Below are 26,760 nucleotides of genomic sequence, written 5' to 3'. Positions count from 1 at the left end.
GTCTACTCTCCGAGTAATTGCTTGAACAGGGTGATCAGCTTGGCCATTTCCGTATCGGCATTGATCGCTTGGGCGGCGACGCGCGCCTGCGCCCGCATGCTGATGAGCTGGTCGACGGTCAGCGAGTTAAGCGCCGCGGCGGCCGCGGCCGCCGTGAATGACGACGCGACCACGCCAAATTCATACTCACGGACGAGCTGCGCCATCGCCGGGGAACTACCGATCACCACGGCTAACCCCGCGACGATGAAGTCGAAGAACTTGTTGGGCAGCGCAATCTGATTGTTGTAGTTGGTCGGCGCGAGCACGTAAAAGCCCGCGTCATATTTGGCGATTTCGCTCACGACCTGCGCGGGCGGCACGGGTGGCACAAAGAAGACGCGTCCCGGCGCGACTTCATCGGCCAAGCGGCGCAGCGGCTCGATCTCTGCATCCGTCGCCACGAGCATGAAATACAGCTCAAAGCGCTTGTCCGCCTGCCCCAGCGCATGGATCATGACCTCCGGCTGGCGGTCGGGGCTGTACTTGCCGTGGTGAATGAGCCGGATGCGCTCGGGATTGATCGGGTGATCGGCGACGGTGCGCAGCTTGGGCGCGCTCATCACGACAATCGGGCGAAAGCCGAATTCGCGCTCGTAGCGTTCGGCAATGGGCGCACATACGGTGATGGTCGCCGCAGCTTGGGGGGCATACTTGCGAATCAAGTAGGTGCGGTTGGGCGTCTCCAAACGCTTGAACTTCGGCGTTTCCTGTTCCAACGGCGAATATTCGTGCGCGTCAAAGACCAGTTTCGCGCCGAACTTGCGCGCGAGATGGGCGGCAATGGGCAGCGCGGTCAAGTCATCGGCGAGCACGGCGTCGGGACGCTTATCAACTACCCGACGCGTGATCCAGTAGCGCGCGCGCGCCACCTCCAGCAGATCATACGCTGCCGGGATGACGCGTCCGACGGTCTGCAAGCCGTTGCGGATGATCTTGGCCAGCAGCGGGTCGCGGTCGGGAAAGAGCCGCCAATCCACACCAGAAATATCAGGCTGCGCGCCAAACCCGACCACGGTGAGGTCATAGTCCGGCGCAAGATACTCGATCTGACGCAGCACGCGCCCGTCACTCTTGATCGGGGAGTACGAGATGATGCAGATGCGTTTACGCGACATCGGCGTTGGCCAACAATTCAGAGAGCAGGTTCACCAGTTTTGCCATCTCCACTTCTGCATTGAGGATCTGCGCCGCGCGGCGGGCACGTTCCCGCGCCGCGCGGATATCGTCGGTGGTCAGCGCGTTGAGCGTCTGGGCGAGCGCGGCGGCGGTGAAATCGGCGGTAACCCAACCCACGTCATGCTGGCGGATGAGATCGGCCATCGCGGGCGACCGGCCGACAATCACGGGCTGCCCGGCCACAATCGACTCAAAGATTTTATTCGGCAAAGTTAACCAGTAGGTCGCAGTTGCGGGGGGGATCAGGCTAATCCCGATGTCGTACTGGGCAATGGCGCGCACGATCTCGGTCGGGTAGACGGGCGGCTGAAAGAACACGCGTCCCGGCGCGACCGTCTCCGCCAGATGTACCAGGCTGCGATAGTACGGGTCAGCCTCCGGCGCAACGAGCATCAGGTGCAGGGTATAACGTGCATCGGCCAGTGCTACCGCTTCGATCAGGGTTTCGAGACGGCGGTTCGGAACAGGGCTGCCTTGATGCACCAGCGTAATGTGCTCCGGGTCAATGTCACGGCGCGGCACGTCCACGAACTTCGGCGCGTTATAGACGAGAATCGGGTTGAGGCCAAATTCCGCATGATAGCGATCAGCCATCGGTTGGGAGACCGTCGCCGAGGCCTGCACTTTGCCCGCATATTTCGTCAAAAAATGACGAATCAGCGGGGAGAAAAACAGCTTCCACGCCCGGCTGCTCTCAACTTCGCCCGGCCAGTATTCATCGGCATCAAAGACGACGGGGCGCTGCCCGGCGGCGGTCACCGCCAGCGGAATCGCCGCCCAATCATCGGCAAGAAACGCATCGGCGCGCGCCATGCGCGCACAGTTCAGCGCCTGCTGGTAACGCGGGCGCTGCCAGTACCACACATCATAGAATTTGGGCAGCACGCGCCCCCCAAAGACCAGCGCGCGTTCCCACAGCTTCTGCCGCGGGCTCTCGGTCCGGTCGATTGGCTTCCACGAGCTGATGTGGTCCCACACGCGCTCTGGGTTCCCATAGCCAATCACGGTCAGGTGATAATGCGGCGCGAGATATTCGATCTGCTTGATCAGCCGGATGTCGACCTCAATCGGCAGCGATAACGAAATGATGCACAGGTGTTTGCGCGCCATCATGCCCCTGTCAGCGCCGCGATGATCCGTTCACTGGCGTGACCATCTCCGTAGAAATCAGGATGCGCTGCCGGGCGCGCGGCTAATGCGGCGGCTACGCCTGCGCTGATCGCCCCGGTATCCGCGCCGACAATGCGATTCCAGCCCGCGTCCACCGTTTCGACCCATTCGGTTTCGGTGCGCATGGTCACGCACGGCACGCCGAGCGCGTAGGCTTCTTTTTGCAGCCCGCCGCTGTCGGTAAGGATGACACACGCCGCCTGACTCAAACTCAACATGTCAAGATAGCCGACCGGAGGAATGATGATGACGTTCGCCGGAAGTGCAATCGCAAACCGCTCCAGCGCCTTGCGTAAGCGCGGATGCGCGGGCAGTACGACGGGGCGATCCAGCGCCGCGAACGCCGCGAAAATGCTGGCGAGCGGTTCCGCCGCGTCGGTGTTGGCCGGACGATGCACGGTCGCGAGGAAATACTCACCGGCTGTAACGCCCGTTTCCCGCAGTACGCGGTCGCTGGTGCGCGCGCGGTTCTGCAGCAGCGCGTCGATCATCACATCGCCGACGACGCGCACACCCTCCGTAATGCCTTCGCGGGCGAGGTTCGCCTGCGCCACGTCCGTTGGGCAGAAGAGCAAGCTGCTGATGTGATCAGTCAGCACGCGGTTGTTTTCTTCGGGCATGGCACGGTTGTAACTGCGCAGTCCGGCTTCGACATGGGCTACGGGAATGCCGAGCGCCCGCCCGACCAGCGCGCCCGCCAGCGTCGAATTGGTGTCGCCGTAGATCAGCAGGTAATCGGGCTTTTCCTGCAGCGCAATCGGCTGCAGCGCGAGGATCATGTGCGCGATCTGCTCAAGGTTGCTCAAGGCGCCCACGCCGAGATTGACATCGGGGCGCGGGATGGCCAATTCGTCAAAGAACACATCGGACATGTCGGGGTCATAATGCTGCCCCGTGTGGACAAGGATTTCAGTGTGCTGCTGGCGCAGCGCCCGGCTCACAGGCGACGCTTTGATGAACTGGGGGCGCGCGCCGACAATCGTGATAACCCGCATGCAGACTTCCTCTGGTCAGGAAAACTAGCCCATTGTACCGTATTTTAACGCGGCATGAAGTTTGATGAGGCGAAAGAAAACGCCCGCGCCGCCAAACCCATAAGTTCGGCTTATGGCAGCACATAAGCGATCGGCGCTAGTGCAAGCCAGCGCGCATCCGGTAAAGTCAGCGCAGTATTGATCTGCGCGTTCATGGACTTGTCTGATGCCAATCTATGAGTATGACTGCCCGGGCTGCGGGCGGACGTTTGAAAAACGCGTGCCGATGAGCCAAGCCGATGCTGTCGAATGCCCGAACTGCGGCAGCAAATACCCACAGCGCAAGTTATCCCGCATTGCGATTAAGGGGCATGTGTCCGTGAGCAGCGCGCCCGCGCCCGCTCCGGGCGGTGGCTGAGGGATCGGACGCAAGTGCTGACCGTGTGTCAGCCTCAAGCAGTCCAACCAACCCAGAGCGACTCCCGGAGAGTCGCTCTGGGTGTTTTAGCTACTTGAACATGATGTCTTCGATGGAACCGAGGAACAGCGTCCGGTTGAGCGGTTTGGCAAAGTAGCCGTCAAAGCCGTATTGGAGCGCGTCGTGCTTGAGTTCGGGCGTGTGGTACGCGGTGATCGCAATGCAGCGCAGGCCGTTCAAGCGCGCATCGCCGCGAATCGTCTTGAGCAGTTGAAAGCCATCCTGCCCCGGCAGCGAGAGGTCGATGATTGCGCCCGTGTACGCGCGCGCTTGCAGCATCGTCCACGCCTCTTCGGCCGTTCCGGCGATCTCGCACTGAATTTTGACCTGACTGAGCATGCGGGCAACGACTTCTTGCCCATCCGGATCATCTTCGACGACGAGTATGGGATTGTAGGGCATGGCAAAAACTCCTAAGTAGGGCTAGATAGTTTCGAGTAGTGGCGCGTAGTCCGGCAGCGGTGTGAGCAGCTTGATGATCTGCTGGATGAAGCTCATCGGGTCCAGCGGCTTGGAGATATGATCGAGAAACCCCGCCGCGATGCAGCGTTCGCGGTCGCCCGCCATCGCATGGGCGGTCAGCGCGATCACCGGGATGTTCTGCATCACCTTTTCCTGCTGCAGCAGATACAGCAGTTCCCACCCGTCCATATCCGGCATCGAGAGATCGCTGAGCACAAACTTGTACGGGGCGGAGCGCGCCTGCACTTTCTGCAGCGCCTCGACGCCGTTGCTGGTCATCGTGACCGTCGCCCCCGCGATCTTCAACAGGCGCGAGGCTACCTCCAAGTTATCCTGCTCGTCATCCACGACGAGCACCTCCCAACCGACAAAGGCGCGCGGAATCTTCATCATTTGCTGGTGCTCCCCTGCGCATCCAGCGCGGGCTGCGCGTTGAGGCTGTCCGCGAACACAAACTCGGCACGCTTACGGCGATCAGTCGGCTCGTAGTGCGGCAGATTGAGCGGGAGTTCAACGGTGAAGGTGCTGCCCTGCCCCACATCGCTGACGAGGTTGATCGTGCCGTTCATCAGCAGTACCAACCGCTTGACGATGGCCAACCCCAGCCCCGCGCCCTGCTGCTTGCGCGTTGAGGTCGAATCGACTTGGAAGAAGTCGTCGAAGATCAACTGCTGTTTGGACTGCGGAATGCCGACGCCCGTGTCTTTCACCTGAATGACCAGGCGCTCATCATGCCGCTTGAACATGAGATCAATCGTCCCCTTGTCGGTGAATTTGATCGCGTTGCTGACCAGATTGATCACGATCTGCGACAGGCGCGTTTCATCGTGGTTGATGCTGTCCGGGATCGTCGGATCAACCGAGAGTTCGAGCCGCAGGTCTTTTTCCTGCGCCAGCGGTTTGAGATCGTTGAACAGCCCGGCGGAGATGTGCCGCAGCGCCAGTGGCGTCGGCACGATTTCCAGACCGCCGGTCGCGATGCGCGATAAGTCGAGGATGTTGTTGATCAGAGTGAGCAAACGATTCGTGTTCGCCAGCGACCGTTCTGCCATGTGCGTGTTGTCGTCGTCCAACTGCCCGCTGTAGAGCATCAGATGCAGGAAGCCGATCATGGCGTTGAGCGGCGTGCGCAGTTCATGGCTCATCGTCGCGAGGAACAGGTCTTTCATGCGTGTGGCTTCGACCGCTTCACGCCGCGCCAGATCCAGACCTTTCGCGACGTTGTTGAAAGCGACCGCCGCCTGCGCCAGTTCGTCGCGGCTTTGCAGCACGAGATCACCGGGGATCTGGTTCTTGACGATCCGCTCCGAAGCCTTATCCAGCGCGGCAATCGTCTGCTTCACTGACAGATAGAACCCGGCGAAGACATAGGCGGTCGCTACCAGCGTGATCAACGTGACCACGACGACAAAGGCACGTCCCTGCTCAATGCCGTCGACGCGTTTCTCCAGCAGTTCATCCAGTGAGTTCGCAACTGCGCTGTACAGCCCGAAGCTGCTGTCAAGCGCCTGAGTGGAAATGGCGACAAACGAAGTCAGGATTTCACCATCCTGACGGGCGGCATCCGCCGTCAGCAGCGTGGTATTCAACACATTGAGGAACGATTCGAGGTTTTGCTCATTGGCCGCCGCAATCTCGGCGAGCTGCGCCTCAATCGCCGGATTCGCAGCAAATGTGTAAGCATAGGAACGGATATTCTCGTCCAGCGCCGACTGCGCCAACCCGGAGAGAATCGTCAGACGGGTGACATCGCTGGGCATGAGCGCGCCTTTAGCCAGCGCGGCAGTGCCATCGCTCCGCAGTTGGCTGAAGTATTCCATCGTTTGGGGCAGCGTGGTGATAACGCTGTTCATCAGATAGTAGCTGTCGATATCGGGGTCGAGGATAAGGTTGGAGTTGTTGCCCACCTGCGTAATCAGCGCCAGCAATTGATTGTTGAGCCAGAGGTGCTGCGTTTTGCTTTCGGCGGCGGTGAGCGTCGGCAGCGCAAGCATGAGATCGTCCCATGTCGCTTTGATCGCCGCCCAAGCCTCGGTGACCTGCAGGTCGGCGCCCAGCTCGGCATCGACCGCGTCAACGGCGGCGATCCGCGTGCTGATGGTCTCGCGGACGGTAGCAATGTCAGCCTCAAACAGCGTCGAACCGTTCAGCGCGGCACTCATGAGAGCGTCATGCAGCTGCGTAACCGCCAGTAAGTCGATCAACGGCTCGTTGTAATCAAGACCAAGCTGTTCTTTCGCGCTGAATTCGATGTCGTGGGCGACGTTGACGAGGTATTGGCTCATCACGATCACGAGCGGCACAGCGAACAACACGCTGATCAGCAGGAATTTCTGCAGATATTTGAGTCGGTTCATCAGGGCGATAGCGGGTACGGCGGCACGCTGCATAACATTGTCTCCTGAAACCGCGCAATATATGCGAGATTACGCATTTCATTAATTACTGCGGATTATTGTTAATCTTCGCACATTACAGTTTTCCAGCCAATCATGAAATTCTGAAAAAAACGTGAATAAGTACTCCTATCCCATTGCGTGATCAACGACGCAGCTAGGGTCGGTTCTCAGCAGCTCCAATATAGGGGCGCCCCACGCAAACAAAAAGACGCCGGGCGGCGTCTCAACATTAGTTCATCCGGCTCCTTAGCCGCGAGGCGTATCCTTCTCGGCGATCAGCTTTTCGGCGACCGTGCGGTCGGTAATGAGCACATTGACCCACTTGCCGAGCAGCGCGCCACGGATCGCGCTGTACTTGCGCAGCCCTCCCGCAATGCCCACCGACCGTTTCACGTGACGAAGCTGTTCCAGCGTCATGCCGATCACGCGGCTGTTGAGCGGGTTAACGACCGGAAGGCCGTGAATGTCGAAGAAGCGCATGCAAATATCGCCAACTGCGCCGAGATCACGCAGATGATTCAGTTCTTCGGCGGAGAAGCGGTTGCCGCTGCTGGCGAGCAGTTTCGACGGCTCGACCGTGCCAATACCGACCAGCGCCAACGTCACATGCTCAAAGAGCGTCAGCGCCTCGCGCACAAACGTATCCTCCGAGATAACCTGCGCCATTTCCACCGAGCCGACAACACCCGGCGCAGGCAAAAACATCGACTTGCCGTGCACCAACTGTGTGAAGCGTTCGGTCAGGCGATTGGCGTGAACGCGCGCATTCGGATTGCCGATGCCACCGAGAATTTGCACGATTTGCACGTCCTGCGTGCGGGGGAACGGGCGCATCGCGTCGACCATCGCCAGCAGCGTTGCGCTCCACGACGACAGCCCGATCACCTCATGCGCCTTGATCGTGTTCTGCACGTAGAAAGCTGCCGCCGTGCCCAACGCTCGTTGAAGCTGTTCATCGTCGTCGTCCGCCGCATCGACCACGATCACTTCTTTGAGATCGTAGGCGACTTGCAGCGCGTCTTCGAGTTCAGCATTAAAGCCCGCGGGCAGACTCACCGAAATTTGCACGATGCGCTGTTCGAGCGCCCGCTTGAGCAAACGTGATACGGTCGCCTGCGACAGGTCGAGGCGCTGGGCAATCTCAGCCTGCCCTAAATCCTGCTCGTAGTACAGGCGGGCGACTTTAGCAACGAGACGGAGTTCCTGACGGTTGATCATAAGGTTCGTTTTGGCACTTACATGATCTTGATCGCGAGTGGTTTAACTATAGCGCAAAGCTCAATTTTCGAGATTGCTAGCGGCAGGAAGCAGGTGGACGCTCATCCCTCCCCAAACTCGGAGGAGGGACGAGCGCAAAAAGCGGTGCGTTAGCCGATGTGGTAGTACGTTTCCCAGCCGAAGTAGGTGGTGAAGGCTTCGTTGAGCGTTTCCGCTGAATAGGACGCGTTCATCGCCGCGTGATGCTCAAAGCCGTTCTTGCACACATGGCGCATCAACTTTTGCAGGCCGGGCACGACCACGACCGCGCGGCTGCCGAACGTCTCCAGCGGGTCATTGACGAAGTCGCCATCCCCCACATAGGTCTTGATCACGCCGTTCCGGTCATCGGTGGTGATGCGCGCATAGCTGAAAGGGCCAGCCGGGGTGCGTCCATTGACCGTGCCGTAGGTGTTTTCGACGCCGACCGACGTGCCGAGGATCGGCGCGTTGCCCATTTCCATCGTGTCGCCGAGGAAGACTTCCGCCCAGTTGCCGCAGTGGAAGAGCACGCACTTGTCCGGGTCATCGCCGTAGTTATTGTTCCAGTCGACCAGCGCGCTCGGCGTATCCGACGCGAGCTGCAGCGCGTACATCGACGCCACGCCCGTGATGTCAACTTCGCACGCGCTCGGCATCAGCGATTGGCTCATCATGCTCATGAGCGTGCACACGTTGACGCCGTAATTCTGCTGGAGCGAGGTCCAGCACTGGATCGCGGTCGCGTCGAGGTCGTTGGCGCTCATCCACTCGTCGATCACCACGCCGAGCTTGGCCTGCTTGACGATGGCCGGCGCGGGGACTTTGCCCGTGCGCACATACGAGCCGATGCGTTCCAGCCGTTCGGTCACGCGGCCATCGCCGTCCGCCAGCTTGTTCGCGCGACCAAAGACTTCCGAGAGGTCGAGCGTGCTCACGGTCATGCCGAAGGCTTGCAGCAGTTTTTCGCTGTAGCGGGTGGTGTTGAAGGCGTTCGGACGCGCGCCAATGGCGCCGAAGCGCGCATTGCGAATCCCCTTGACCACGCGGCACACGCCGAGGAACTTACGCAGATCGCGCTTGAACGACTCGCTCTTGGGATGCACGGTGTGCTGATCGGTGACGGTGAAGTTGTAGCCGTACTGGTACAGGTTGTTGCACACCGAAATCTTGCCGCAGAAGGCATCGCGGCGGCGTTCGACGTTGAACTGGTCAAGGCTGTCCGGGTACGCCTGCACGAGGATCGGCACATCGAGGCGTGACAGCTTGATCGCGTCGGCCACGCCGCGTTCGTCACCGAAGTTCGGCAGCGAGACGAGAATGCCGTCGATCCGGTCGGCGTTCTGCCGGAAGAGTTCACCGCACTTCTTGGCGTGATCCCACGTTTCGACCGCGCCGAGTTTGGTCGCGTCTTCGTCGAGAATCACCGCGTCAATATTGAATTCTGCCAGCACCTCAAGGATATCGCGCCGCCCCTCGCTGATCAGCACATCGGGGAAGAAATCGCGGTTGCCGACGATCACGCCTAAGGTCATTTTTTTGCCCATCGAAGTCGCCTTCTTTCTATCTATGTCTCTACACAAGAACCTGAAGCACTGCTGCCTGCCAGCCCGCGTAATCGGCGGCGAACTTCTCCGCCTCCGGCGCAGGCACATAATCGTTGAAGTCGTGCGGGAGTGCGTCGAGATCGGCCAGCGAATTGGCCAGCCCCATGCCGAGCATCCCGGCCAGCGCCGCACCCAACGGCGACAACTCCGGCAGCGCCGCCGCCCGCACCTGCAAACGCGTCACATCCGCAACGAACTGCATGAGGAAGTGGTTGTTGACCATGCCGCCGTCGCCATGCACCTGCTGCATGGTGATCCCGGCTTCCACCCCCATGAGGTCGAGCACGTCTTTGACCTGATAGGCGATGGATTCGAGCGCGGCGCGGACGACGTGCGCGCGCGTCGCCGCCGGGGTCAGCCCGACGATCGCCGCTTTGGCGTTCGGTCGCCAGTAGGGCGCGCTCAACCCGACGAAGGCCGGGATGAGGTACACGCCGCCGTTATCTGGCACGGACTCGGCGAGGGCTTCGGTTTCGCGCGGATCGCTAATTAACTGCAACTGGTCGCGCAGCCATGAGATCGTCCCGCCCGTCAGGTTGATCAACCCCTCGAAGGCATAGGTCGTCTGCCCCTGCACGCGCCACGCAATCGCCGTGACGCCGGCCGTGCCGCCCGTACGCGGCTGGTCGCCGATATTGAGCAGCACGGACGAGCCTGTGCCAAACGTGACCTTCGCCATGCCCGGTTTGAAACAGTGCTCGGCGAACAGCGCCGCCTGCGAGTCGCCCATCACGCCGCAAATCGGGATCGCGGTGGGCAGCACGCCTTCGACAGTGGTTTCACCGAACGTCGCGTTACTGTCGCGCACGTCGGCGAGCGCGCCGCGCGGCACGCCGAACAGGCCGCACATCTGCTCGTTCCACGCCAGCGTATTGATGTCGAAGAGCAGCGTGCGGCTGGCATTCGTCTGGTCGGTGGCGAAGACCGCGCCGCCCGTCAGACGATAGATCAGGTAGGTGTCAATCGTGCCGAGCAGCGCTTCGCCGTTTTCCAACTTACGCTTGATCTCTGGCTCGTTTTCCAGCAGCCACGTCATTTTGGAGGCGGGGAAATACGTGTCGATGCGCAGCCCGGTGATCTTGCGCACGGCGGGGTTGTGGATTGCCAAGCGTTCGCAGATCGGTTCGCCGCGGCGGCACTGCCACACGATGGCGTTGTACAGCGGCTTCCCCGTGCCCCGCTCAAACACGACGAAGGTTTCGCGCTGGTTGGTGATGCTCAGGTAGAGCGGCTGCGCATCGGGATGCCGCGCCAGCAGCGCCCGCACCACGGCGACGGTATTGGCGTAGATTTCCTCGGCGTCGTGTTCGACCCACCCCGGCTTCGGGTAATGCTGCGTGTGTTCCAGGGACTCCCGATCCAGCAGCGCGCCCGTCGCATCGAACAGGAGGGCTTTGGTCGCGGACGTACTCTGATCAAGGGCGAGGATGAGGCTCATCCGGTCACCTCCGCGTGCAGCAGGGTGCGCGCCGTGGCGGCTAAGCCGTCCGGCGAAATGCCATAATGGGCGAAAATCTCCATCTGGCTGCCCGTGACCGTGTATTCATCGGGGAAACCAACAATCTTGAAGGGCAGCATGACCCGCTTTTCCATGAGGATCGACGCGCACCGTTCGCCAAGGCCGCCGTAGACGCTGTGTTCCTCAACCGTGATGATCGCCCGGGAAGTGGCCGCCGCGTGCAGCAGCGCGTCCGTGTCAAAGGGCTTGAGCGTGTGCATGCTGATCACACCTGCGGAAATCCCCTCATCAGCCAGTTTTTCGGCGGCGAGCACGGCCTGCGGCACGGGTTCGCCGATGGCGATGAACGTCACATCCGTCCCGGTCTTCAGCGTGATCGCTTTGCCGATCTCAAAGGTTGTGCCGGGGGCGTGCACGTGCGGCATGTTGCGCTTGCCAAAGCGGATATACAGCGGGCGCGGGTGGTTGAGCGCCGCGCGGATGACTTCCCGCGTCTCGAAGTTGTCGGCGGGCGCGACGATGTCGATGTTATTGATCGCGCGCAGCACCGCGTAATCGTGCAGCGAATGGTGCGTCGAGCCGAGCGCGCCGTAGCTGACGCCCGCGCTGATGCCGATCACCTTCACGCGCTGATCCGAGTAGGCCACGTCATTCTTGATCTGTTCGAGCGAGCGCGCCGTCAAAAAGCAGGCGGGCGACACCGCGAACACCTTTTTGCCCGCCGACGCCAGGCCCGCCGAGATACCGACGAGATTCTGCTCGGCGATGCCCACTTCCACAATCTGATCCGGCAGCGTTTCGCCGAATTTTGTCAACTTGCCCGACCCGCGCGAATCACTGGTCACGGCGAGGATATCGCGGTCGGTCTGCGCGAGACTGAGGAGCGTCTCGGCGAAAACGTCGAGATTCGCTTTGCCGATTTCCATCATGCCTCTACCTCCGCTTGCGCTAGTTCGGCGAGCGCCGCGGCGAATTCGCTGTCCGTCGGCACGCGGTGATGCCACTTCGACCCCGCTTCCATAAAGCTAATGCCCTTCCCTTTCACTGTATGCGCGAGGATCAGGCTCGGCTTGCCTACAGTGAACGGCAGGCGATCAAACGTGCGAACCAGCGCGCCGATGTCGTTGCCGTCGATTTCGGTCACCGCGCAGCCAAAGGCGCTGAACTTGGCGGCCAGCGGTTCAAGACCGTTGACAGCTTCGGTATTGCCGGTGATCTGGAAGTGATTGCGGTCGACGATGACCGTCAGGTTGTCGAGCTGGTAGTGCGCGGCGGTCATCAGGGCTTCCCAGCTGGAGCCTTCGGCCAGTTCGCCGTCGCCGAGCAGCGTGAACACCCGGAACGAGCGCTTGTCCTTCTTCGCGGCGATCGCCATGCCGACCGCCACCGACAAGCCGTGACCGAGCGCGCCGGTGTTCTGTTCAACGCCGGGGACTTTGCGGGTGGGATGCCCGATGAAGTGTGAACCATAGCGGCTGATGGTATCGAGGTCGCTGCGCGGGTAAAAACCTTTGTCGGCCAGCACGGTGAACAGCGCTTCGACGGAGTGGCCTTTGCTCTGCACGTAGCGGTCGTGATCGGGGTCGTGGAAGTTGGCCGGGGTGACGTTCATGACGTCGTTGTACAGCACATTTAAGATATCGACACACGAGAGACTGCCCCCCGTATGCCCGGCATTCGCCAGTTTAATGATCTCCAGTACCGTGCGCCGGTACTGAATGGATTTCAATCTCAATTCGCGTTCATCCATCAGCGTTCTCCACCGCTCAAACTGCGCGCTCAAAAATGATGGGGTCAGTTACTCAGTAAGTCTATTGATCTTTTTGGGTTCGCGGGCGCGGGTGGATACAGGCAGTGTGGCGGGGACTCGGGGAGTCCCCGCCAGCTTAACTTAGCCGCTTGAGTTAGCTCAGGCGAGCGAAAATGCCGTATTCATCCACGTTTTCCGGGGTGATGAGTTCGCACGGAACCGACTGCTTTTCCTGGTCCGGAGCAACCCCCGTCTGAATGTACACGCTGGCCTGTTCCACCGCGAGTTCGGAGATGTACGCCGCCGGCTGGAGCACCGTCGCCGCAATCGTGCCCTGGCGAATGGCTTCCATCACGTCCGGGCTGCCGTCAAAGCCGACCACGATCACATCGGTCATGCCCGCCGCCTGCAAGGCCGCTGCCGCGCCCAACGCCATCGTATCGTTCCCGCTGATGACGCCCTTGATGTTCGGGTTCGCCTGAATGATCGTCTGCATGACGTCGAAGGCTTCGGTCTGCGACCAGTTCGCCGACTGTACCGCCACCTTGACCATGTCCGGGTACTGCCCGATGATGTCATTGTAACCCTGCGAGCGGATGTGGGCGTTGGTGTCGGTTTCGCGACCCAGCAGTTCCACGTATTCGCCAGTTTCACCCATCAAACGCACGAATTCTTCCGCGCCCAGCGTCGCGCCCTGATAGTTGTCCGACACGATCTGCGCCGCTGCCACGCCCGTCGCGTTGATTTCACGGTCGATCAGGAACGTCGGGATGCCCGCGTCCTTGGCCTTCTGCACGGCCGCAATCGACGCATCTGCCCCGGCGTTGTCGAGGATGATGGCCGCCGCGCCACGCGCAATCGCCGTATCGAAGTGCTGATCCTGAAGCGCCGCGTCGTCGTCATGCACCAGCACCAGCGTCTCGTAACCGAGCGCCTGCGCGCGGGCTTCCGCCGCATTCGCTTCTGCCGCGAAGAACGGGTTGTCGTGCGACGGCGTGATGATCACGATCAGTTCGCCGTTGCCCTGCGGAATATCAGAGGCAACTGGAGCTTCGGTCGCTTCGGGCAGACGGGCGAAAATGCCGTATTGATCGACGTTTTCGGGGACGATCAGTTCACACGGAACCGACTGCTTTTCTTCGGTCGGAGCTGCACCGGTCTGAATGTACACGCTGGCCTGTTCCACCGCGAGTTCGGAGATGTACGCCGCCGGCTGGAGCACCGTCGCCGCAATCGTGCCCTGGCGAATGGCTTCCATCACGTCCGGGCTGCCGTCAAAGCCGACCACGATCACATCGGTCATGCCCGCCGCCTGCAGCGCCGCCGATGCACCCAACGCCATCGTGTCGTTCCCGCTGATGACGCCCTTGATGTTCGGGTTCGCCTGAATGATCGTCTGCATGACGTCGAAGGCTTCGGTCTGCGACCAGTTCGCCGACTGCACCGCGACCTTGACCATGTCCGGGTACTGCCCGATGATGTCGTTGTAACCCTGCGAACGGATGTGGGCGTTGGTGTCGGTTTCGCGACCCAGCAGTTCCACGTATTCGCCGGTTTCACCCATCAAACGCACAAATTCTTCCGCGCCCAGCGTCGCGCCCTGATAGTTGTCGGACACGATCTGCGCCGCTGCCACGCCCGTCGCGTTGATTTCACGGTCGATCAGGAACGTCGGGATGCCCGCGTCCTTGGCCTTCTGCACCGCCGCAATCGACGCATCTGCCCCGGCGTTGTCGAGGATGATGGCCGCTGCGCCGCGCGCAATCGCCGTGTCGAAGTGCTGATCTTGCAGCGCCGCATCGTCGTCATGCACCAGCACCAGGGTCTCGTAACCGAGCGCCTGCGCGCGGGCTTCCGCCGCGTTCGCTTCTGCCGCGAAGAACGGGTTATCGTGCGACGGCGTGATGATCACGATCAGTTCGCCGTTGCCCTGCGGCACATCTTGCGCCGCCACAGCCGAAACACTGAGAAGCAGGATTGCCACTAACGCAAAGAGAATTCGTCCTAGATTGAGCTTGTGAAACATATTTCCTCCAAAGAGAGCCTTCACAACACTTATTGCTTGCAAGCTGCCGTGCGGGAGTTTTTAGTTCGCCACGCCTCCCTTCACTTGCGCTTGCTCAACCACCTGCGAAGTCGCTTGTTGAAGCACAAGCTGACGCTGCAGCCGCTGCTGGAATTGGTCGATCACGACGGCGAGGATGATCACGAAGCCGGTGATAGCGACCTGCACGAATTCGGATAGGCCGATCAAGACCATGCCGTTGTTGAGCACGCCGATCACGAACGCGCCGACAATCGTGCCGAAGATGGTGCCGCGCCCGCCGCTCAGCGAGGTTCCGCCGAGCACGACGACCGCGATGGCATTCAGTTCATAGTTCGTGCCCGTCGCGGGGTGCGCCGCTACGAGCTGTGAGGTGAGGATCAGACCGACGACCGCCGCGCAGAAGCCGGAAATCATGTAGACGAGCACCTTGACACGGTTGACACGCACGCCGGAGAGTTCCGCGGCGCGTTCGTTGCCGCCGACGGCATACACCTGCCGACCGAACGGCGTCTTGAGCGCGACGAAGGTCGCGATGATGGCGAACACGATCATCAGCCAGATGGGATACGGCAGGTTGAGGATCGTGCCCGTGCCGAGCAGCGGGAAGCCCGTGTTGCCGAGCGCCTCGAGGCCGACGAGGTTCGGGAAGGTCGCGCCGTTGGAACGCAAGAGTGCCCCACCACGCGCCAGATACAGCATGCCGAGCGTGGCGATGAACGGCGTCACATTGAAGCGCGTGATGACGATGCCGTTGATCATGCCGATGAACATCCCGACCAGCAGTGTGAGCAGCATGACGATGGGGATGTTGAAGAAGATCGACACGCCGAAGATGGGCAGGACCAGCCCTTCGTTGATCAGGCCGCCCGCGATCATGCCGCAAATGCCGACGATGGAGCCGACCGACAGGTCAATGCCACCCGTCAGGATGACGAACGTCATGCCGATGCCGAGGATGGCGTTGATGGCCAACTGCTTGACGAGGATGATCAGGTTGCCGGTCGTCAGGAAGGCGGGCGCGGTGAACGAGAAGATCACCACGAGGATGAACAGCGCGATCAATGTGCGGAGCTGCAAAAACAGCATGCGCGGGTCGCGGCGAATATCAGGTTTCTTGGCGGTGCTGCGCACAGTCATGGGTTTTGCCTGGCTCATGCCGATACCTCTTCTAAGGTGCGAACGGACGCGGCGACAATCGCCTCTTGGGTCAATTCAGAACGATCAAATTCAGCGGTGATGCAGCCTTTGGCCATCACGAGCACGCGGTCGGCCATGGCGAGGACTTCTTTCAGCTCGGAGGAGACGAACACGACGGCCAATCCCTTCAGCGCGAGCTGATTCATGATCTCGAAGATTTCGCCTTTCGCCGCGACGTCGATGCCGCGCGTCGGCTCATCCATCATGAGGACTTTCGGTTCGGTCAGCAGACTCTTGCCGACGACGACCTTTTGCTGGTTGCCGCCGCTCAGGGAGGTGACGAGGTTCGCCACATCCGACACTTTGATGCGCAGTTCGCCGACTTCCTGCTGCACTCCGGCCTTCTCTTTGCGCGCGGACAGGTAGAAGCGGTTGAGGAAGCGTGTCAGGCTGGCGAGCGTGATGTTGTGCGCCACGGACTGCTTTTGCACCAGACCGCGGAGCTGGCGATCTTCAGGGATGAGCGCCAAGCCTTTGCGGATGCGGGTGCGGATGTCGTCGCGGTTGGTCAGCGTCGCGCCATCCAACCAGATCGATCCGCTGGCTTCCGGGTGCAAACCGATCAGGCTTTCGAGCAGTTCGGTGCGTCCCGCGCCCATCAAGCCGTAGATGCCGAGGATTTCGCCGCTGCGCACGGAAAAGCTGACGTGATCGACGACGTAGCCGCCGCCCGAACGGGGCAGCGACAGGTTGTCGACACGCAGCAAATCTTTGGTCGCGGCGTGGTCGCTGCGATGAAACAGCGCTTCTGGCCGCCGCCCGACCATCTTCTCGACAATCCAGTTGAGCGAAACGTCACTGGCGGGCGCTTCGGCGACGAGATGGCCGTCGCGCAGCACGGTGAAGTAGTCGCCGATTTGCAGCAATTCGTCGAGTTTGTGCGAGATATAGACGATGGAGACGTTCTGCGCCTTGAGTTCGCGAATGATGCGGAACAACACTTCGACTTCCGTGTTGCTCAGCGCGGAGGTCGGCTCATCCATGATGAGAATGCGCACGTTCTGCGCCAGCGCCTTGGCGATCTCGATGATCTGCTGCTGGCCGATGCGCAGGTCGCCGACCAGCGTTTTCGGCTCAACATCGAGTTCGAGGCGCTGCATCAGTTCCCGCGTGATGCGCTGCTGCTCAGCTTCGCGGATCATCCCGGTCGGCGTGACGAGTTCGCGCGCCATGAAGATGTTTTCCGACACGCTCAGGTTCGGGTACAGATTCAGTTCCTGATAGATGATGCCGATGCCATGCCGGGACGCCTCACGTGGCGAACGCACGGTAATCGGTTTCCCATCCAGCAGCAGCGTGCCGCTGGTAGGCGATTCGACCCCGGCGAGGATTTTCATGAGCGTGCTCTTGCCCGCGCCATTCTCGCCGATCAACACGTTCACTTTGCCCGGATAGATGTTGAAATCGACATCTTGTAGGGCGACCGTGCCGGGGTAGACCTTGGTGACCTTCTCCGCATGCAGGATGACTGATTCGGTCGTCATGATCATCAACCGCTGATCGTCAGTTCGGCGGGCGTGACGACGATTTGATCAAGTTCCGCCAGCGTGAACGCGCCGTAGAAGGTGATGCTCTTGCCGTTCAGCGACGACAGATCGCCGATGGGCGTGAGGATCTGCGTGTTGATGCGCGCATGCATCTCATTGGAAACGGACGCATATTCCATTTGATTGGTGAATTGGTTGAACTGGATGAACGGCAGCGAGTCCCGCAGCGCCGTCCCACGGATGACGGGGCCAATCGCCAGCGCATAATCGGCCGTGCCATCGCCGTTCGCATCGACGGGCGCAAGACCAGCCCGCGATTCGAGATTCACTTCGGTGATCGTACCGGAGCCGGTCACCATGAAGCTGTACGGCTGGCGGCCCTCGTGGCGACCGTACTGCTCCGCCGCGCCGGTTTCATCCGCCCGCAGCGCGTCGAGCACCGTCATGATGTCGTTCGCCTGTTCGTGCAGCACGGGGATCACCTGCTCATCCCACAACTGCGCGACGTAATTGGCCGCATTGAACTGTTGATCTTCATTGCCAATGATGGCTTTGCCCGTGACAGGATCGAGAGGGCGAATCGTGGCGAGCGTACACCCGCTGAGCAGCACCGCACAGAGGACAAGGATGCTCAGAGCAACCCTGCTGGTCGAAGGCGACAATTTCATACTTTGATCTTTCGACACATCAAACCAATGATTAGCTTGAATATTTATGCACTATCTAATTTTTATTCAAACTACATCAAAGATAATCAACTTCCGGGCGGTTGTCAACAGATGAATGTCATCGACACGGGCGGCGGACACAGTCTTGTGCACTTTGCTGCACTGCTGGCAGCACCGGGCAACCCGGCTGGTCGTTGCAGGCGTTCAAACGGGACCCGATTCAATGTGAAATCTCGCTAATTTGGTTGACGAAAAACTAGGGGATTTCCCCCAATTTTGAGCAGCATTTGGGGGTAACAACTGTCACTTTTTCTCGTGGAAAGCCCGAACAATTGCAAGCGCTTTCAGAATCCGGCTCAAAACCGATTTTGTTTGCTTCAGATGGTGTATATAATCGTGGGAACGTTGCCAAACATAACCGTCTACCGATGCTTGTACGGCAGCGCGGAAGATCCTAAGTCATGGTCGCCGCAAGCGGATCATGAACCGGAGTAGGGCATAACAGAAGTAGTTTGAAGTTCGTTTTCGCTCAAATTTTTCTCTATTCAAGGGGATGTCCCAATGCATTCCAAGTTTGTCCGTGTTCTCTCCATTTTATTTGTGTTCGCCCTCGTTTTGGGGATGAGTGTCTCGGTCGTTCGTGGGCAGGATCCGATCAAGGTCGGTCTGTCGTTCTCGGATTTCGCTACTGAACGGTGGCGTAATGAAGAAATTCTGATGCGCGGCCTGCTGGAAGACCTCGGCTACGAAGTGATTTCGCAGGAAGCGAATCATGACGTCGTGCTGCAGAACAACCAGATCGACAACATGGTCACGCAGGGCGTGGCGGCGATCATCGTGGTCGCTGAAGACGGCGACGCTGCTGCGACCGCGGTTGATGCCGCTGCCGCCGCTGGTGTGCATGTTCTGGCTTACGACCGCCTGATCAAGTCCCCCAATATTGCTGCGTACCTCTCCTTCAACAACGTGGAAGTCGGCCGTCAGCAGGCGCTGGGCGTGCTCGCCGCGCTCGACATCGACGGTGGCACGTGGACCGCTGAAAACCCCGTCCGCCTCGTCAAGCTGGGTGGCAGCCCCACCGACAACAACGCGATCCTGTTCCGTCAGGGTCAAGATGAAATTCTCCAGCCGTACGTTGACTCCGGCGTCATTCAGGTCGTCGCCGATCAGTGGGTTGACAACTGGGATGCGACCAATGCCCTCCGCATTATGGAAAACGTCCTCACGGCGCAGAACAACGAGATCGATGCCGTGGTGGCCTCGAATGACGGTACCGCCCTTGGCGCGCTGCAAGCGCTTGCAGCTCAGGGTCTGGCGGGCGTCGTCCCGATCTCCGGTCAGGATGCGACGGCGGATGGCGTGAACAGCATTGTGCGCGGCCAACTGACGGTCTCGATCCTCAAGGACATCCGTGATCTGTCGCCGCTCGCGGTCGAACTGATCGATGCCCTCATCAAGGGTGAAGACATTCCTGAACTGCAGACGTTCACGATGGCCGAACTGACCAATGACCCGGCGCGTGAAGGCGAAGTACAGGCGTACTTCCTGCCCGTGTTCCAGGTCAATGCGGAAAATGCGTACGACTTGGTCGTCGCCAGCGGCTTCCAGGCGTATGATGATGTGTACCGCGATGTGCCGGAAAACGAACGTCCGCCGCGTCCGGAAATGATGGAAGCCACCGCAGAAGCTTCGAGCTAATCACGCTCTGCGCGTGCGCAAGTTGATGTTGTAGTACCGCCAGCAAAACTTCTGTTATGCCCAAGCAATCTGTAAGGGGACTCTCGGGCTGCATTCCGCCACGGGAGTCCTTTTACCACTAAGGACAGTAAATTTATGGCGAACGCGAGCACTGCAAATATCCTTGAGTTTCAAAATGTAACCAAACGTTTTGCCGGGGTCACGGCCCTGAATGATGTTTCTTTCAGCATCCGACGCGGTGAAATCCACGGGCTATGTGGCGAAAACGGCGCGGGCAAGTCGACCTTGATGAAGATCCTCTCCGGGGTGTACCCCGCGGGGACGTATGAAGGCCATGTGCTCTACGACGGCCATGAGCTCAAACTGGAACACAGTTCGATCCGTCAGGCCGCCGATGAGGGGATCGCCATTGTGTACCAAGAGCTGACGCTCGTGCCCAGCATGACGGTCGGCGAGAATATCTTCCTCGGCAAAGAGCCAGTCGAGCGCGGCGTGATCAACTGGGACAAGCTGTATGCCGACACCAAGCAGCTCCTTGAACGCTACAAGCTGGATATCGTGCCGCAGAAGTTGGTCGGCAGCCTCGGCGTCGGCAAAATGCAGATGACCGAAATCGCCAAAGCGATTTCCGGCAATGCGCAGGTGCTCATTCTCGACGAGCCGACCAGCGCCCTCACCGAATCTGAAGTCGAAAAGCTCATGGAAATTCTGGAGACGCTCAAGGCGCACGGCGTCACCTGCATTTACATCACCCACAAGCTCGAAGAACTGTTCCGCATCACCGATCGGATCACCATCCTGCGCGATGGCAAAGTGATCACCTCGCAGCCAACCGCCGACCTCAACCGCGAACTGCTGGTGAGTCACATGGTCGGGCGTGAGATGAAGGAACGCTTCCCCGAAGGCCACCACGCGACTGAGCGGGTTGTGCTGGACGTGAGCGATCTCCACGCGAAAGACCCGGAGACCAATCGCGAAATCGTCAAGGGCGTCACGTTCCAACTACACGCGGGCGAAATCCTCGGCATCGCCGGGTTGATGGGCTCGGGACGCACCGAACTGGTCGCGACCATCTTCGGCGAATACGGCAAGATCACCAGTGGGTTGATCAAGCTGAACGGCGAGCCGATTGAACTCAAGAGCTCGCGCGAAGCCGTAGCGCATGGCATCGGCCTCGTGCCCGAAGACCGCAAAACGCATGGGCTGGTCCTCATCCAGTCGATTCTCAAGAACATCTCGCTGGCCAACCTGCCCCAGTTCTCGTCCATGTTTGCGATTGACAAGGACGCCGAATTGAAACGCAGCCTGCAGTACGCCAAGAGTCTCGCCATCAAAGCGCCGCATCTGAATGTGCCCGTCGACTCGCTGTCCGGCGGCAACCAGCAGAAGGTGGTCATCTCCAAGTGGCTGATGTCACAGCCTAAGGTGCTCATCCTGGATGATCCCACGCGCGGCATTGATGTCGGCGCGAAATATGAGATCTACAAGCTGATGCGCGAACTGGCGGCGCAGGGTATGGCCATCATCATGATCTCGTCCGAACTGGAAGAAGTGCTCGGTATGAGCGACCGCATCATGGTCATGAGCGGCGGACGGTCGGCGGGGATTATGCCCGCGGAAGGTGCGACGCAGGAAAAGATCATGGCGCTGGCGACTGGAACCACTCTCTCGCAGCCAAGCGCTCTTCTCAACGAAGCCTAGTGAACATCCACCTATTTAAGAGGTAGTTTCTTATGAGCTCGATTTCTTCAGCCTCACCATCCTCGTCGGGAGCGTCGGGTCCTTTGGTCGGCATCGCCAAACTGCTGCGCGCTAATTTACAGACCTACGCGCTGATCTTCGCCACGGTCATCATCTGGCTGTACTTCTCCTACCTGACCAACGGCAGTTTCCTGTCGCCGCAGAACTTCTCCAACCTGTTCCGGCAAATGGTAATCACGGGCTTCCTCTCGGTCGGCATGGTGCTGGTCATCGTCACCGGCAACATTGACCTCTCGGTCGGCAAGCTCGCCGGGTTCGTCTCGGTCGTAGTCGCCGCCGTGCAAGCCAACTTCCTGACCGTGCAGTTCCCCGACCAGCCGATCCTGATCGCGGCGCTGTCGGTGGGGACGGGCATCGCGGTCGGCTTCCTGTGGGGCGTTGTGCAGGGCTACATCATCGCTTATCTGCGCGTGACCGCCTTCATCGTGACCCTCGGCAGCAGTTGGCTGCTCAACGGCTTGATCCTGCTCGTGACCGAAGGCCGTACCATTCCGGCGAATCAGCCCACCTTCGCGCAGATCGCGCAGGGCTACCTGCCCAATGAAATCGGCTGGATCATCGCGGTCATCACGATCATCCTGTTGTTCTACGGCATGATCAGCGGTCGCCGTCGTAAGCGCCGTTACGATTTCGAACTGCCGCCCATGGCACTGGATATCGCCAAGACCGTCGGTTTCTCCGTGCTGGTGGTGGGTTATGTCTACATGGTCAACCAGTACCGCGGTATTCAAGCCCCGGTGCTGCTGCTGGCGCTCGTCGCGCTGGCCGTCGCCTACGTGTCGAACAATACGCGCTTTGGACGCTACGCCTACGCCATTGGCGGCAATCGACAGGCGGCGCAGTTCTCCGGCGTCAACATCCGGCGCAACCTCTTCACGATCTTCGTGCTGATGGGCACGCTGTGCGGCGTCTCCGGCGTAACGCTGGCCTCGTATGTCGGCTATGGCACGATTTCGGCGGGGCAAGGCTATGAGCTCGATGCCATCGCCGCGTATCCTTGGCGGCACATCGACGCTCGGCGGTGTCGGGACGGTGTTCGGCGCAATGGTCGGTTCGATCATCATGGTCAGCCTGACCAACGGTCTGCAAATGACCAACACGCCTGCGGCGCTCCAGTACGTGCTCAAGGGCATTGTGCTGGTCATCGCCGTGTACGCGGACATTCGCATCAAGCGCGGCAGCAGCAACAGCTAAACTCTGCCAGTTCCGGTAACTCAACAGCGGGGGACGATTGCGCAATCGTCCGCCGCTGTTTTGTATTCCTATTTTTTCAAAGCCACAAAGCGAATGTCAGCCAAAGGACGAGGCATGCCTCGTCCCTAAACAGACGCAATCTGTCTCCCCTCCCCGAATTCGGGGAGGACAGGACACTTTTAACATGGGGAACCCTTAAGGAGCTCGTTTGAGGGAAAACGTGGTTTGTAGGGACGCGCAACGGCGCGTCCGTTGCGCCCCTTCCCGGCGGACGCCCCGTTGGGCGTCCCTACAATCCCCTCGATTGTTAAAACTGTCCCTCCATCAACCGAATTCGGGGAGGGGCCGGGGGTGAGGTCGGAATCTGCCCTCTTTCAACCCTCTCATACCTCGTCCTGCCTCAGCGTCTATTGGATAGGGGCTTAGGTTGTCCTGCGCCCAGACCTGATTTCACCGGTTGCTGATCAACTACTTGACACGACTAGAGATTCGTGTTTTACTGTAATTGAACCGGTTCAAATTATGTCTTTTCCGGTCATTCTTTGGTGCTCAAATATGCCTACGATTCGTGATGTCGCGCGGTACGCCAATGTATCCGTGGGCACGGTTTCCAACGTGCTTAACGGCAGCCAACTCGTCAAAGATGAGACCCGCCAGCGCGTGTTGGAAGCAATTGAAGCGCTGCAGTTCCACCCCACCGCCGCCGCGCGCACTCTGAGCACCCAACGCACCAACCTGATCGGCATGATCCGCACCGAGCTCCGCCCACAGAACCAGCGCATCGAAATCGACCCGATGGTGCTCGACTTGATCGAAGGCATCACTGCCGCCGCCATCGAAAGCAGCATTGGCCTCACCTTCTGGACAATCCCGGTGGGGCGCAAAGAGATGGACGTCTACAAGCGGGTCGTCAACAGCCGTCAAGTCGACGGTCTCATCCTGTTCGCGCTGCGCGAGAATGATCCGCGTTTGGCCTTCCTGAACGAGCAGGAGTTCCCGTTCGTGACGTTTGGCCGGCTGGATCGACAGGACACCGACAACTGGATTGACCTCGACAGCACCTACGGCATCGAACTGGCGACGCGCCACCTCATCGAACTCGGCCACCGCCGCATCGGTTACATCGCCCCACCCTCCGAGCAGTTTCTCGCCCGCCAGCGCTGGCAGGGTTTCGTCAACGCCATGAACGCCGCCAACCTGCCCATCGATCATCAGCTCGTGCAGGAAGGCGACTTCAGCGAGAAATCCGGTCAGGCCGCGGCGACGCTGCTGCTCGAACGGGCGCAGCCGCCGACGGCGATTGTGTGTAACAACGACCGGATGGCCTTTGGGGCGATGCGCGCGGTGCAGGCGCACGGTCTCGTCGTCGGTCAGGACGTATCGGTCATCGGCTTCGACGATTTGCCAACGGCGCGCTATACGCATCCGCCGCTCACCACCATCAGCCAACCCATCCACGAGATCGGGAGCGCGCTCTTCAATCTGCTGGTCCGCTACATCAATCGCGATGCGGTTGCTGGACTAGCTGGAACGCTGTTTAAACCGGAACTCGTCGTGCGACAGTCGACCGGGTTCCCGCCGTGAGTTTTAAAGTTCTATAGAATTGAAACGGTTCAAAAGCGAGGTGCAGACGAGACAAATTTCGACCAGTTTCTGTCCATGCAAATAAGTGAATTTCCTTAAGGAGTTGAAGATGAAGACTAAAGTCATGCTCGCCGTTTTGCTCGTCATGTTGTTTGTCGTCCCGGTGACGTTCGCGCAAGAACCGGTCACCATCACCTTCTGGCACACGTACAACGAAGTGTCCGCGGAAAATCAGATGCTGACGGAAACGTTGATTCCGGCGTTCGAAGCAGCCCACCCGGAAATCAATGTCGAATCGGTCGCCTACCCCTATGACGGCTTCCGTCAGGCGCTGCTGACCTCGGCGGCGGGCGGCGAAGGCCCGGATCTCGTCCGTCTGGACATCATCTGGTCGCCGGAATTCGCGGCGCAGGGCATTCTGCTCAACCTCAGCGAAAATATGTCCGACTTCCAGACGTTCGCCGACGCCGTGTTCCCCGGCCCGCTCTCGACCAATGCTTACGACGGTGCGTATTACGGCCTGCCGTTGGACACCAACACCCGCGTGTTCATCTATAACCCGGCCGTGATGCCGGAAGCGCCGGAAACGATTGACGATCTCGCGGCGATGTGTGAATCCCTGCCCGAAGGCAGCTTCCTGTTCAGCGATGGCGGCACCTCCGGCTGGAACATGCTGCCGTGGATCTGGAGCTTCGGCGGCGACATCACCGATCCCGACATCACAACGTCAACGGGTTACGTGAACGGCGAACAGTCGGTCGCGGCGATCCAGTTCCTCACCGATATGGTGCAGAGCGGCTGCTTCTCTGATGGTTACATCGGCAGCGGCCTCGATACGTGGGGCGGCTATTTCGGCGGCACGATCTCCTCGATGCTGGAAGGCCCCTGGTTCTACCCGACGCTGGAACAACAGTATCCGGACTTTGAAGCAGCCGCCGCGCTGATGCCGGCGGGTGACGGCGGCCACATCTCTGTGGTCGGCGGTGAAAACATCGTCGTGATGGCGAGTTCGCAGCAACAAGCAGCGGCGCTCGAATTCCTGCGCTTCACGCAGAGCGACGAATATCAGCTTCAGATGTCGACGGTGGGTCAGCTCACCGTGTTGAGCAGCCTGCTCGAAAATGAATACTTCACCGATCACCCGTACTACGGCGTGTTCCTCGACCAACTGCAGACGGCCAAGGCCCGCACGCCCCACCCCGCCTACAACGAAATCGAAACCGTGCTCAGTGACGCGGCCCAGCTCGCGCTGCGCGGCGAAATGAGCGCGCAGGAAGCCATGGATCTGGCAGCCGAAGAAATTGACGCGCTGCTGGCTGGCAGCTAAGCTCTCACCAGCGGGTGGTGTAGATAGGTTCGCCTGCCTGCACCACCCTATCCACAGAATTTGGGAGGGGAATTGGCGATGAGCAGCAACGTGATAGATACGCGCGCCGCAGCCGGAAAATCAACGCAGCGGCACTCAGCCGACCGGAGCAAACCCTACTACCGCCCCTACGTTCCGTACTTGTTTCTCCTTCCCGGTCTGGCGCTGTATCTGATCTGGTCGTTGTACCCCCTGCTGTACCAGCTTTACATCAGCTTCTTCGACTGGCGCATCATCCCCGGTCAGACGAGCACGTATGTCGGCTTCGCGAATTACGAGGCGGTCTTCGCGGATCGCACCTTCTGGCTGGCTATGCGCAACACCGCCGGGTACGCCGTCGTCACCGTCGCCGGGCAGATGATCATCGGGCTGACGCTCGCGTTTCTGGTACATCGCGTCACCGTCGGCAAGAAGTTCTTTCGCACCGTGTACTACCTGCCCGTCGTCACCTCATGGGTGGTCGTCAGCTTCCTGTTCGTCTACCTGTTCAGCGCGGGCGACGCCGGGTTGATCAACTTTATCCTGATGAAGCTGGGTGTCATCGACAAGGCCATCTCGTGGCTGGCGAGCAGCGACACCGCATGGATCGCGATTGACAGCCTCGGCATCTGGAAAGGCATCGGCTGGGCGATGGTCATCTTCCTCGCCGCGCTGCAAGGCATCCCGACCGAACTATATGGAAGCCGCGGCGATTGACGGCGCGAACGAATGGCAGCGACTGCGCTTCATGACCCTGCCGCTCATCCGCCGCACCATCTTTTTCGTCCTCATCGCGTTGATGATCGGCGGCTTTCAGGTCTTCATCTCCGTCCTGCTGATCACGGGCGGTGGCCCGCTGCACCGCACCGAAGTCGCGCTCACGTACATGTTCGACGAAGCGTTCGGCAGCCTGCATTTCGGCTACGGGGCGGCGTTGAGCTATGTGCTGGCCGTGGTCATCGTGCTGGTCAGCCTCGTGCAGTCGCGCCTGTTCGGTCGTGGTGACAAAGACGTGGAGTATTGATC

General features: G+C 60.0%; 23 protein-coding genes and 1 pseudogene. 8 read left to right on the top strand and 16 right to left on the bottom strand.

Going from position 1 to position 26,760, the window contains the following annotated elements; all coding sequences use genetic code 11:
• Positions 1 to 2: 2 nt before the first annotated feature.
• From IPK17_RS32285 to wecB, 3 genes are read right to left on the bottom strand one after another with little or no spacing between them, the layout of a single operon-like run.
• Positions 3 to 1,157, bottom strand: coding sequence for a glycosyltransferase (locus IPK17_RS32285; protein WP_343421843.1), 1,155 nt, complete (start codon positions 1,155 to 1,157; stop codon positions 3 to 5).
• A complete protein-coding gene (locus tag IPK17_RS32280) occupies positions 1,147 to 2,331 on the bottom strand; it encodes a glycosyltransferase family 4 protein (RefSeq protein ID WP_343421842.1) in 1,185 nt (394 codons plus the stop codon). Before IPK17_RS32280 ends, IPK17_RS32285 begins: the two co-directional genes overlap by 11 nt.
• The gene (gene wecB, locus IPK17_RS32275) at positions 2,328 to 3,383 is read right to left on the bottom strand and encodes a non-hydrolyzing UDP-N-acetylglucosamine 2-epimerase (RefSeq protein ID WP_343421841.1); all 1,056 of its coding nucleotides are present in this window, start codon (positions 3,381 to 3,383) and stop codon (positions 2,328 to 2,330) included. The genes IPK17_RS32280 and wecB overlap by 4 nt, the downstream gene beginning before the upstream one ends.
• Before the next feature lie 205 nt (positions 3,384 to 3,588).
• Between wecB and IPK17_RS32270 the strand changes: the two genes are divergently transcribed.
• Positions 3,589 to 3,780 (top strand): FmdB family zinc ribbon protein, encoded by a 192-nt coding sequence (locus IPK17_RS32270; protein ID WP_343421840.1) that lies wholly within the window; start codon positions 3,589 to 3,591, stop codon positions 3,778 to 3,780.
• Between the two features lie 90 nt (positions 3,781 to 3,870).
• On the opposite strand, the gene IPK17_RS32265 is transcribed toward IPK17_RS32270, so the two are convergent.
• The 13 genes and pseudogenes from IPK17_RS32265 to IPK17_RS32205 form a co-directional block, all read right to left on the bottom strand.
• Entirely contained in the window at positions 3,871 to 4,242 is a 372-nt protein-coding gene (locus IPK17_RS32265; protein ID WP_343421839.1) for a response regulator, read from the bottom strand.
• A gap of 21 nt (positions 4,243 to 4,263) precedes the next feature.
• On the bottom strand, positions 4,264 to 4,695 hold the full coding sequence (locus tag IPK17_RS32260; protein WP_343421838.1) for a response regulator: 432 nt from the start codon (positions 4,693 to 4,695) through the stop codon (positions 4,264 to 4,266).
• Entirely contained in the window at positions 4,692 to 6,692 is a 2,001-nt protein-coding gene (locus IPK17_RS32255; protein ID WP_343421837.1) for a sensor histidine kinase, read from the bottom strand. Before IPK17_RS32255 ends, IPK17_RS32260 begins: the two co-directional genes overlap by 4 nt.
• A gap of 255 nt (positions 6,693 to 6,947) precedes the next feature.
• Complete coding sequence (locus IPK17_RS32250) at positions 6,948 to 7,919, bottom strand: sugar-binding transcriptional regulator (RefSeq protein ID WP_343421836.1); 972 nt, start codon at positions 7,917 to 7,919, stop codon at positions 6,948 to 6,950.
• Between the two features lie 149 nt (positions 7,920 to 8,068).
• A complete protein-coding gene (locus tag IPK17_RS32245) occupies positions 8,069 to 9,484 on the bottom strand; it encodes an L-fucose/L-arabinose isomerase family protein (RefSeq protein WP_343421835.1) in 1,416 nt (471 codons plus the stop codon).
• 28 nt (positions 9,485 to 9,512) lie between these two features.
• On the bottom strand, positions 9,513 to 10,982 hold the full coding sequence (locus IPK17_RS32240; protein WP_343421834.1) for an FGGY family carbohydrate kinase: 1,470 nt from the start codon (positions 10,980 to 10,982) through the stop codon (positions 9,513 to 9,515).
• A complete protein-coding gene (locus IPK17_RS32235; RefSeq protein ID WP_343422590.1) occupies positions 10,979 to 11,929 on the bottom strand; it encodes a transketolase family protein in 951 nt (316 codons plus the stop codon). Before IPK17_RS32235 ends, IPK17_RS32240 begins: the two co-directional genes overlap by 4 nt.
• Positions 11,929 to 12,753, bottom strand: coding sequence for a transketolase (locus tag IPK17_RS32230; RefSeq protein ID WP_343421833.1), 825 nt, complete (start codon positions 12,751 to 12,753; stop codon positions 11,929 to 11,931). The genes IPK17_RS32235 and IPK17_RS32230 overlap by 1 nt, the downstream gene beginning before the upstream one ends.
• Before the next feature lie 154 nt (positions 12,754 to 12,907).
• The gene (locus IPK17_RS32225; RefSeq protein WP_343422589.1) at positions 12,908 to 13,822 is read right to left on the bottom strand and encodes a D-ribose ABC transporter substrate-binding protein; all 915 of its coding nucleotides are present in this window, start codon (positions 13,820 to 13,822) and stop codon (positions 12,908 to 12,910) included.
• A gap of 3 nt (positions 13,823 to 13,825) precedes the next feature.
• A pseudogene (locus IPK17_RS32220) lies at positions 13,826 to 14,779 on the bottom strand (D-ribose ABC transporter substrate-binding protein); the annotation flags it as partial.
• Positions 14,780 to 14,839: 60 nt separating this feature from the next.
• Complete coding sequence (locus IPK17_RS32215) at positions 14,840 to 15,937, bottom strand: ABC transporter permease (protein WP_343422588.1); 1,098 nt, start codon at positions 15,935 to 15,937, stop codon at positions 14,840 to 14,842.
• 14 nt (positions 15,938 to 15,951) lie between these two features.
• A complete protein-coding gene (locus IPK17_RS32210) occupies positions 15,952 to 17,481 on the bottom strand; it encodes a sugar ABC transporter ATP-binding protein (protein ID WP_343421832.1) in 1,530 nt (509 codons plus the stop codon).
• Between the two features lie 5 nt (positions 17,482 to 17,486).
• Entirely contained in the window at positions 17,487 to 18,152 is a 666-nt protein-coding gene (locus IPK17_RS32205; protein WP_343421831.1) for a DUF2291 family protein, read from the bottom strand.
• Positions 18,153 to 18,713: 561 nt separating this feature from the next.
• On the opposite strand from IPK17_RS32205, the gene IPK17_RS32200 reads away from it, so the two are divergent.
• The 7 genes from IPK17_RS32200 (at position 18,714) to IPK17_RS32170 (ending at position 26,758) form a co-directional block, all read left to right on the top strand.
• A complete protein-coding gene (locus tag IPK17_RS32200) occupies positions 18,714 to 19,850 on the top strand; it encodes a substrate-binding domain-containing protein (RefSeq protein ID WP_343421830.1) in 1,137 nt (378 codons plus the stop codon).
• 135 nt (positions 19,851 to 19,985) lie between these two features.
• On the top strand, positions 19,986 to 21,551 hold the full coding sequence (locus IPK17_RS32195) for a sugar ABC transporter ATP-binding protein (protein WP_343421829.1): 1,566 nt from the start codon (positions 19,986 to 19,988) through the stop codon (positions 21,549 to 21,551).
• Between the two features lie 32 nt (positions 21,552 to 21,583).
• Positions 21,584 to 23,017, top strand: coding sequence for a sugar ABC transporter permease (locus IPK17_RS32190; RefSeq protein ID WP_343421828.1), 1,434 nt, complete (start codon positions 21,584 to 21,586; stop codon positions 23,015 to 23,017).
• Between the two features lie 343 nt (positions 23,018 to 23,360).
• Positions 23,361 to 24,389, top strand: coding sequence for a LacI family DNA-binding transcriptional regulator (locus tag IPK17_RS32185; protein WP_343421827.1), 1,029 nt, complete (start codon positions 23,361 to 23,363; stop codon positions 24,387 to 24,389).
• A gap of 109 nt (positions 24,390 to 24,498) precedes the next feature.
• Positions 24,499 to 25,716, top strand: a complete 1,218-nt coding sequence (locus tag IPK17_RS32180; RefSeq protein WP_343421826.1) for an extracellular solute-binding protein — start codon at positions 24,499 to 24,501, stop codon at positions 25,714 to 25,716.
• Between the two features lie 78 nt (positions 25,717 to 25,794).
• Positions 25,795 to 26,451 (top strand): carbohydrate ABC transporter permease, encoded by a 657-nt coding sequence (locus tag IPK17_RS32175; protein ID WP_343421825.1) that lies wholly within the window; start codon positions 25,795 to 25,797, stop codon positions 26,449 to 26,451.
• Positions 26,432 to 26,758, top strand: a complete 327-nt coding sequence (locus IPK17_RS32170) for a carbohydrate ABC transporter permease (RefSeq protein WP_343421824.1) — start codon at positions 26,432 to 26,434, stop codon at positions 26,756 to 26,758. The genes IPK17_RS32175 and IPK17_RS32170 overlap by 20 nt, the downstream gene beginning before the upstream one ends.
• Positions 26,759 to 26,760: the final 2 nt, after the last annotated feature.

Source organism: Candidatus Flexifilum breve, assembly GCF_016713355.1.
This window is presented reverse-complemented; position numbering and strand designations above follow the sequence as displayed.

Bases quoted from the DNA above. Each gene is read 5' to 3' on its own strand.
- IPK17_RS32195 (WP_343421829.1), top strand. From the start codon at position 19,986: ATGGCGAACGCGAGCACTGCAAATATCCTTGAGTTTCAAAATGTAACC.
- IPK17_RS32245 (WP_343421835.1), bottom strand. From the start codon at position 9,484: ATGGGCAAAAAAATGACCTTAGGCGTGATCGTCGGCAACCGCGATTTC.
- IPK17_RS32250 (WP_343421836.1), bottom strand. From the start codon at position 7,919: ATGATCAACCGTCAGGAACTCCGTCTCGTTGCTAAAGTCGCCCGCCTG.
- wecB (WP_343421841.1), bottom strand. From the start codon at position 3,383: ATGCGGGTTATCACGATTGTCGGCGCGCGCCCCCAGTTCATCAAAGCG.
- IPK17_RS32215 (WP_343422588.1), bottom strand. From the start codon at position 15,937: ATGACTGTGCGCAGCACCGCCAAGAAACCTGATATTCGCCGCGACCCG.
- IPK17_RS32170 (WP_343421824.1), top strand. From the start codon at position 26,432: ATGGAAGCCGCGGCGATTGACGGCGCGAACGAATGGCAGCGACTGCGC.
- IPK17_RS32285 (WP_343421843.1), bottom strand. From the start codon at position 1,157: ATGTCGCGTAAACGCATCTGCATCATCTCGTACTCCCCGATCAAGAGT.
- IPK17_RS32230 (WP_343421833.1), bottom strand. From the start codon at position 12,753: ATGGATGAACGCGAATTGAGATTGAAATCCATTCAGTACCGGCGCACG.
- IPK17_RS32265 (WP_343421839.1), bottom strand. From the start codon at position 4,242: ATGCCCTACAATCCCATACTCGTCGTCGAAGATGATCCGGATGGGCAA.
- IPK17_RS32280 (WP_343421842.1), bottom strand. From the start codon at position 2,331: ATGATGGCGCGCAAACACCTGTGCATCATTTCGTTATCGCTGCCGATT.
- IPK17_RS32260 (WP_343421838.1), bottom strand. From the start codon at position 4,695: ATGATGAAGATTCCGCGCGCCTTTGTCGGTTGGGAGGTGCTCGTCGTG.
- IPK17_RS32235 (WP_343422590.1), bottom strand. From the start codon at position 11,929: ATGGAAATCGGCAAAGCGAATCTCGACGTTTTCGCCGAGACGCTCCTC.
- IPK17_RS32255 (WP_343421837.1), bottom strand. From the start codon at position 6,692: ATGCAGCGTGCCGCCGTACCCGCTATCGCCCTGATGAACCGACTCAAA.
- IPK17_RS32175 (WP_343421825.1), top strand. From the start codon at position 25,795: ATGAGCAGCAACGTGATAGATACGCGCGCCGCAGCCGGAAAATCAACG.
- IPK17_RS32180 (WP_343421826.1), top strand. From the start codon at position 24,499: ATGAAGACTAAAGTCATGCTCGCCGTTTTGCTCGTCATGTTGTTTGTC.
- IPK17_RS32270 (WP_343421840.1), top strand. From the start codon at position 3,589: ATGCCAATCTATGAGTATGACTGCCCGGGCTGCGGGCGGACGTTTGAA.
- IPK17_RS32185 (WP_343421827.1), top strand. From the start codon at position 23,361: ATGCCTACGATTCGTGATGTCGCGCGGTACGCCAATGTATCCGTGGGC.
- IPK17_RS32190 (WP_343421828.1), top strand. From the start codon at position 21,584: ATGAGCTCGATTTCTTCAGCCTCACCATCCTCGTCGGGAGCGTCGGGT.
- IPK17_RS32210 (WP_343421832.1), bottom strand. From the start codon at position 17,481: ATGACGACCGAATCAGTCATCCTGCATGCGGAGAAGGTCACCAAGGTC.
- IPK17_RS32200 (WP_343421830.1), top strand. From the start codon at position 18,714: ATGCATTCCAAGTTTGTCCGTGTTCTCTCCATTTTATTTGTGTTCGCC.
- IPK17_RS32240 (WP_343421834.1), bottom strand. From the start codon at position 10,982: ATGAGCCTCATCCTCGCCCTTGATCAGAGTACGTCCGCGACCAAAGCC.
- IPK17_RS32205 (WP_343421831.1), bottom strand. From the start codon at position 18,152: ATGAAATTGTCGCCTTCGACCAGCAGGGTTGCTCTGAGCATCCTTGTC.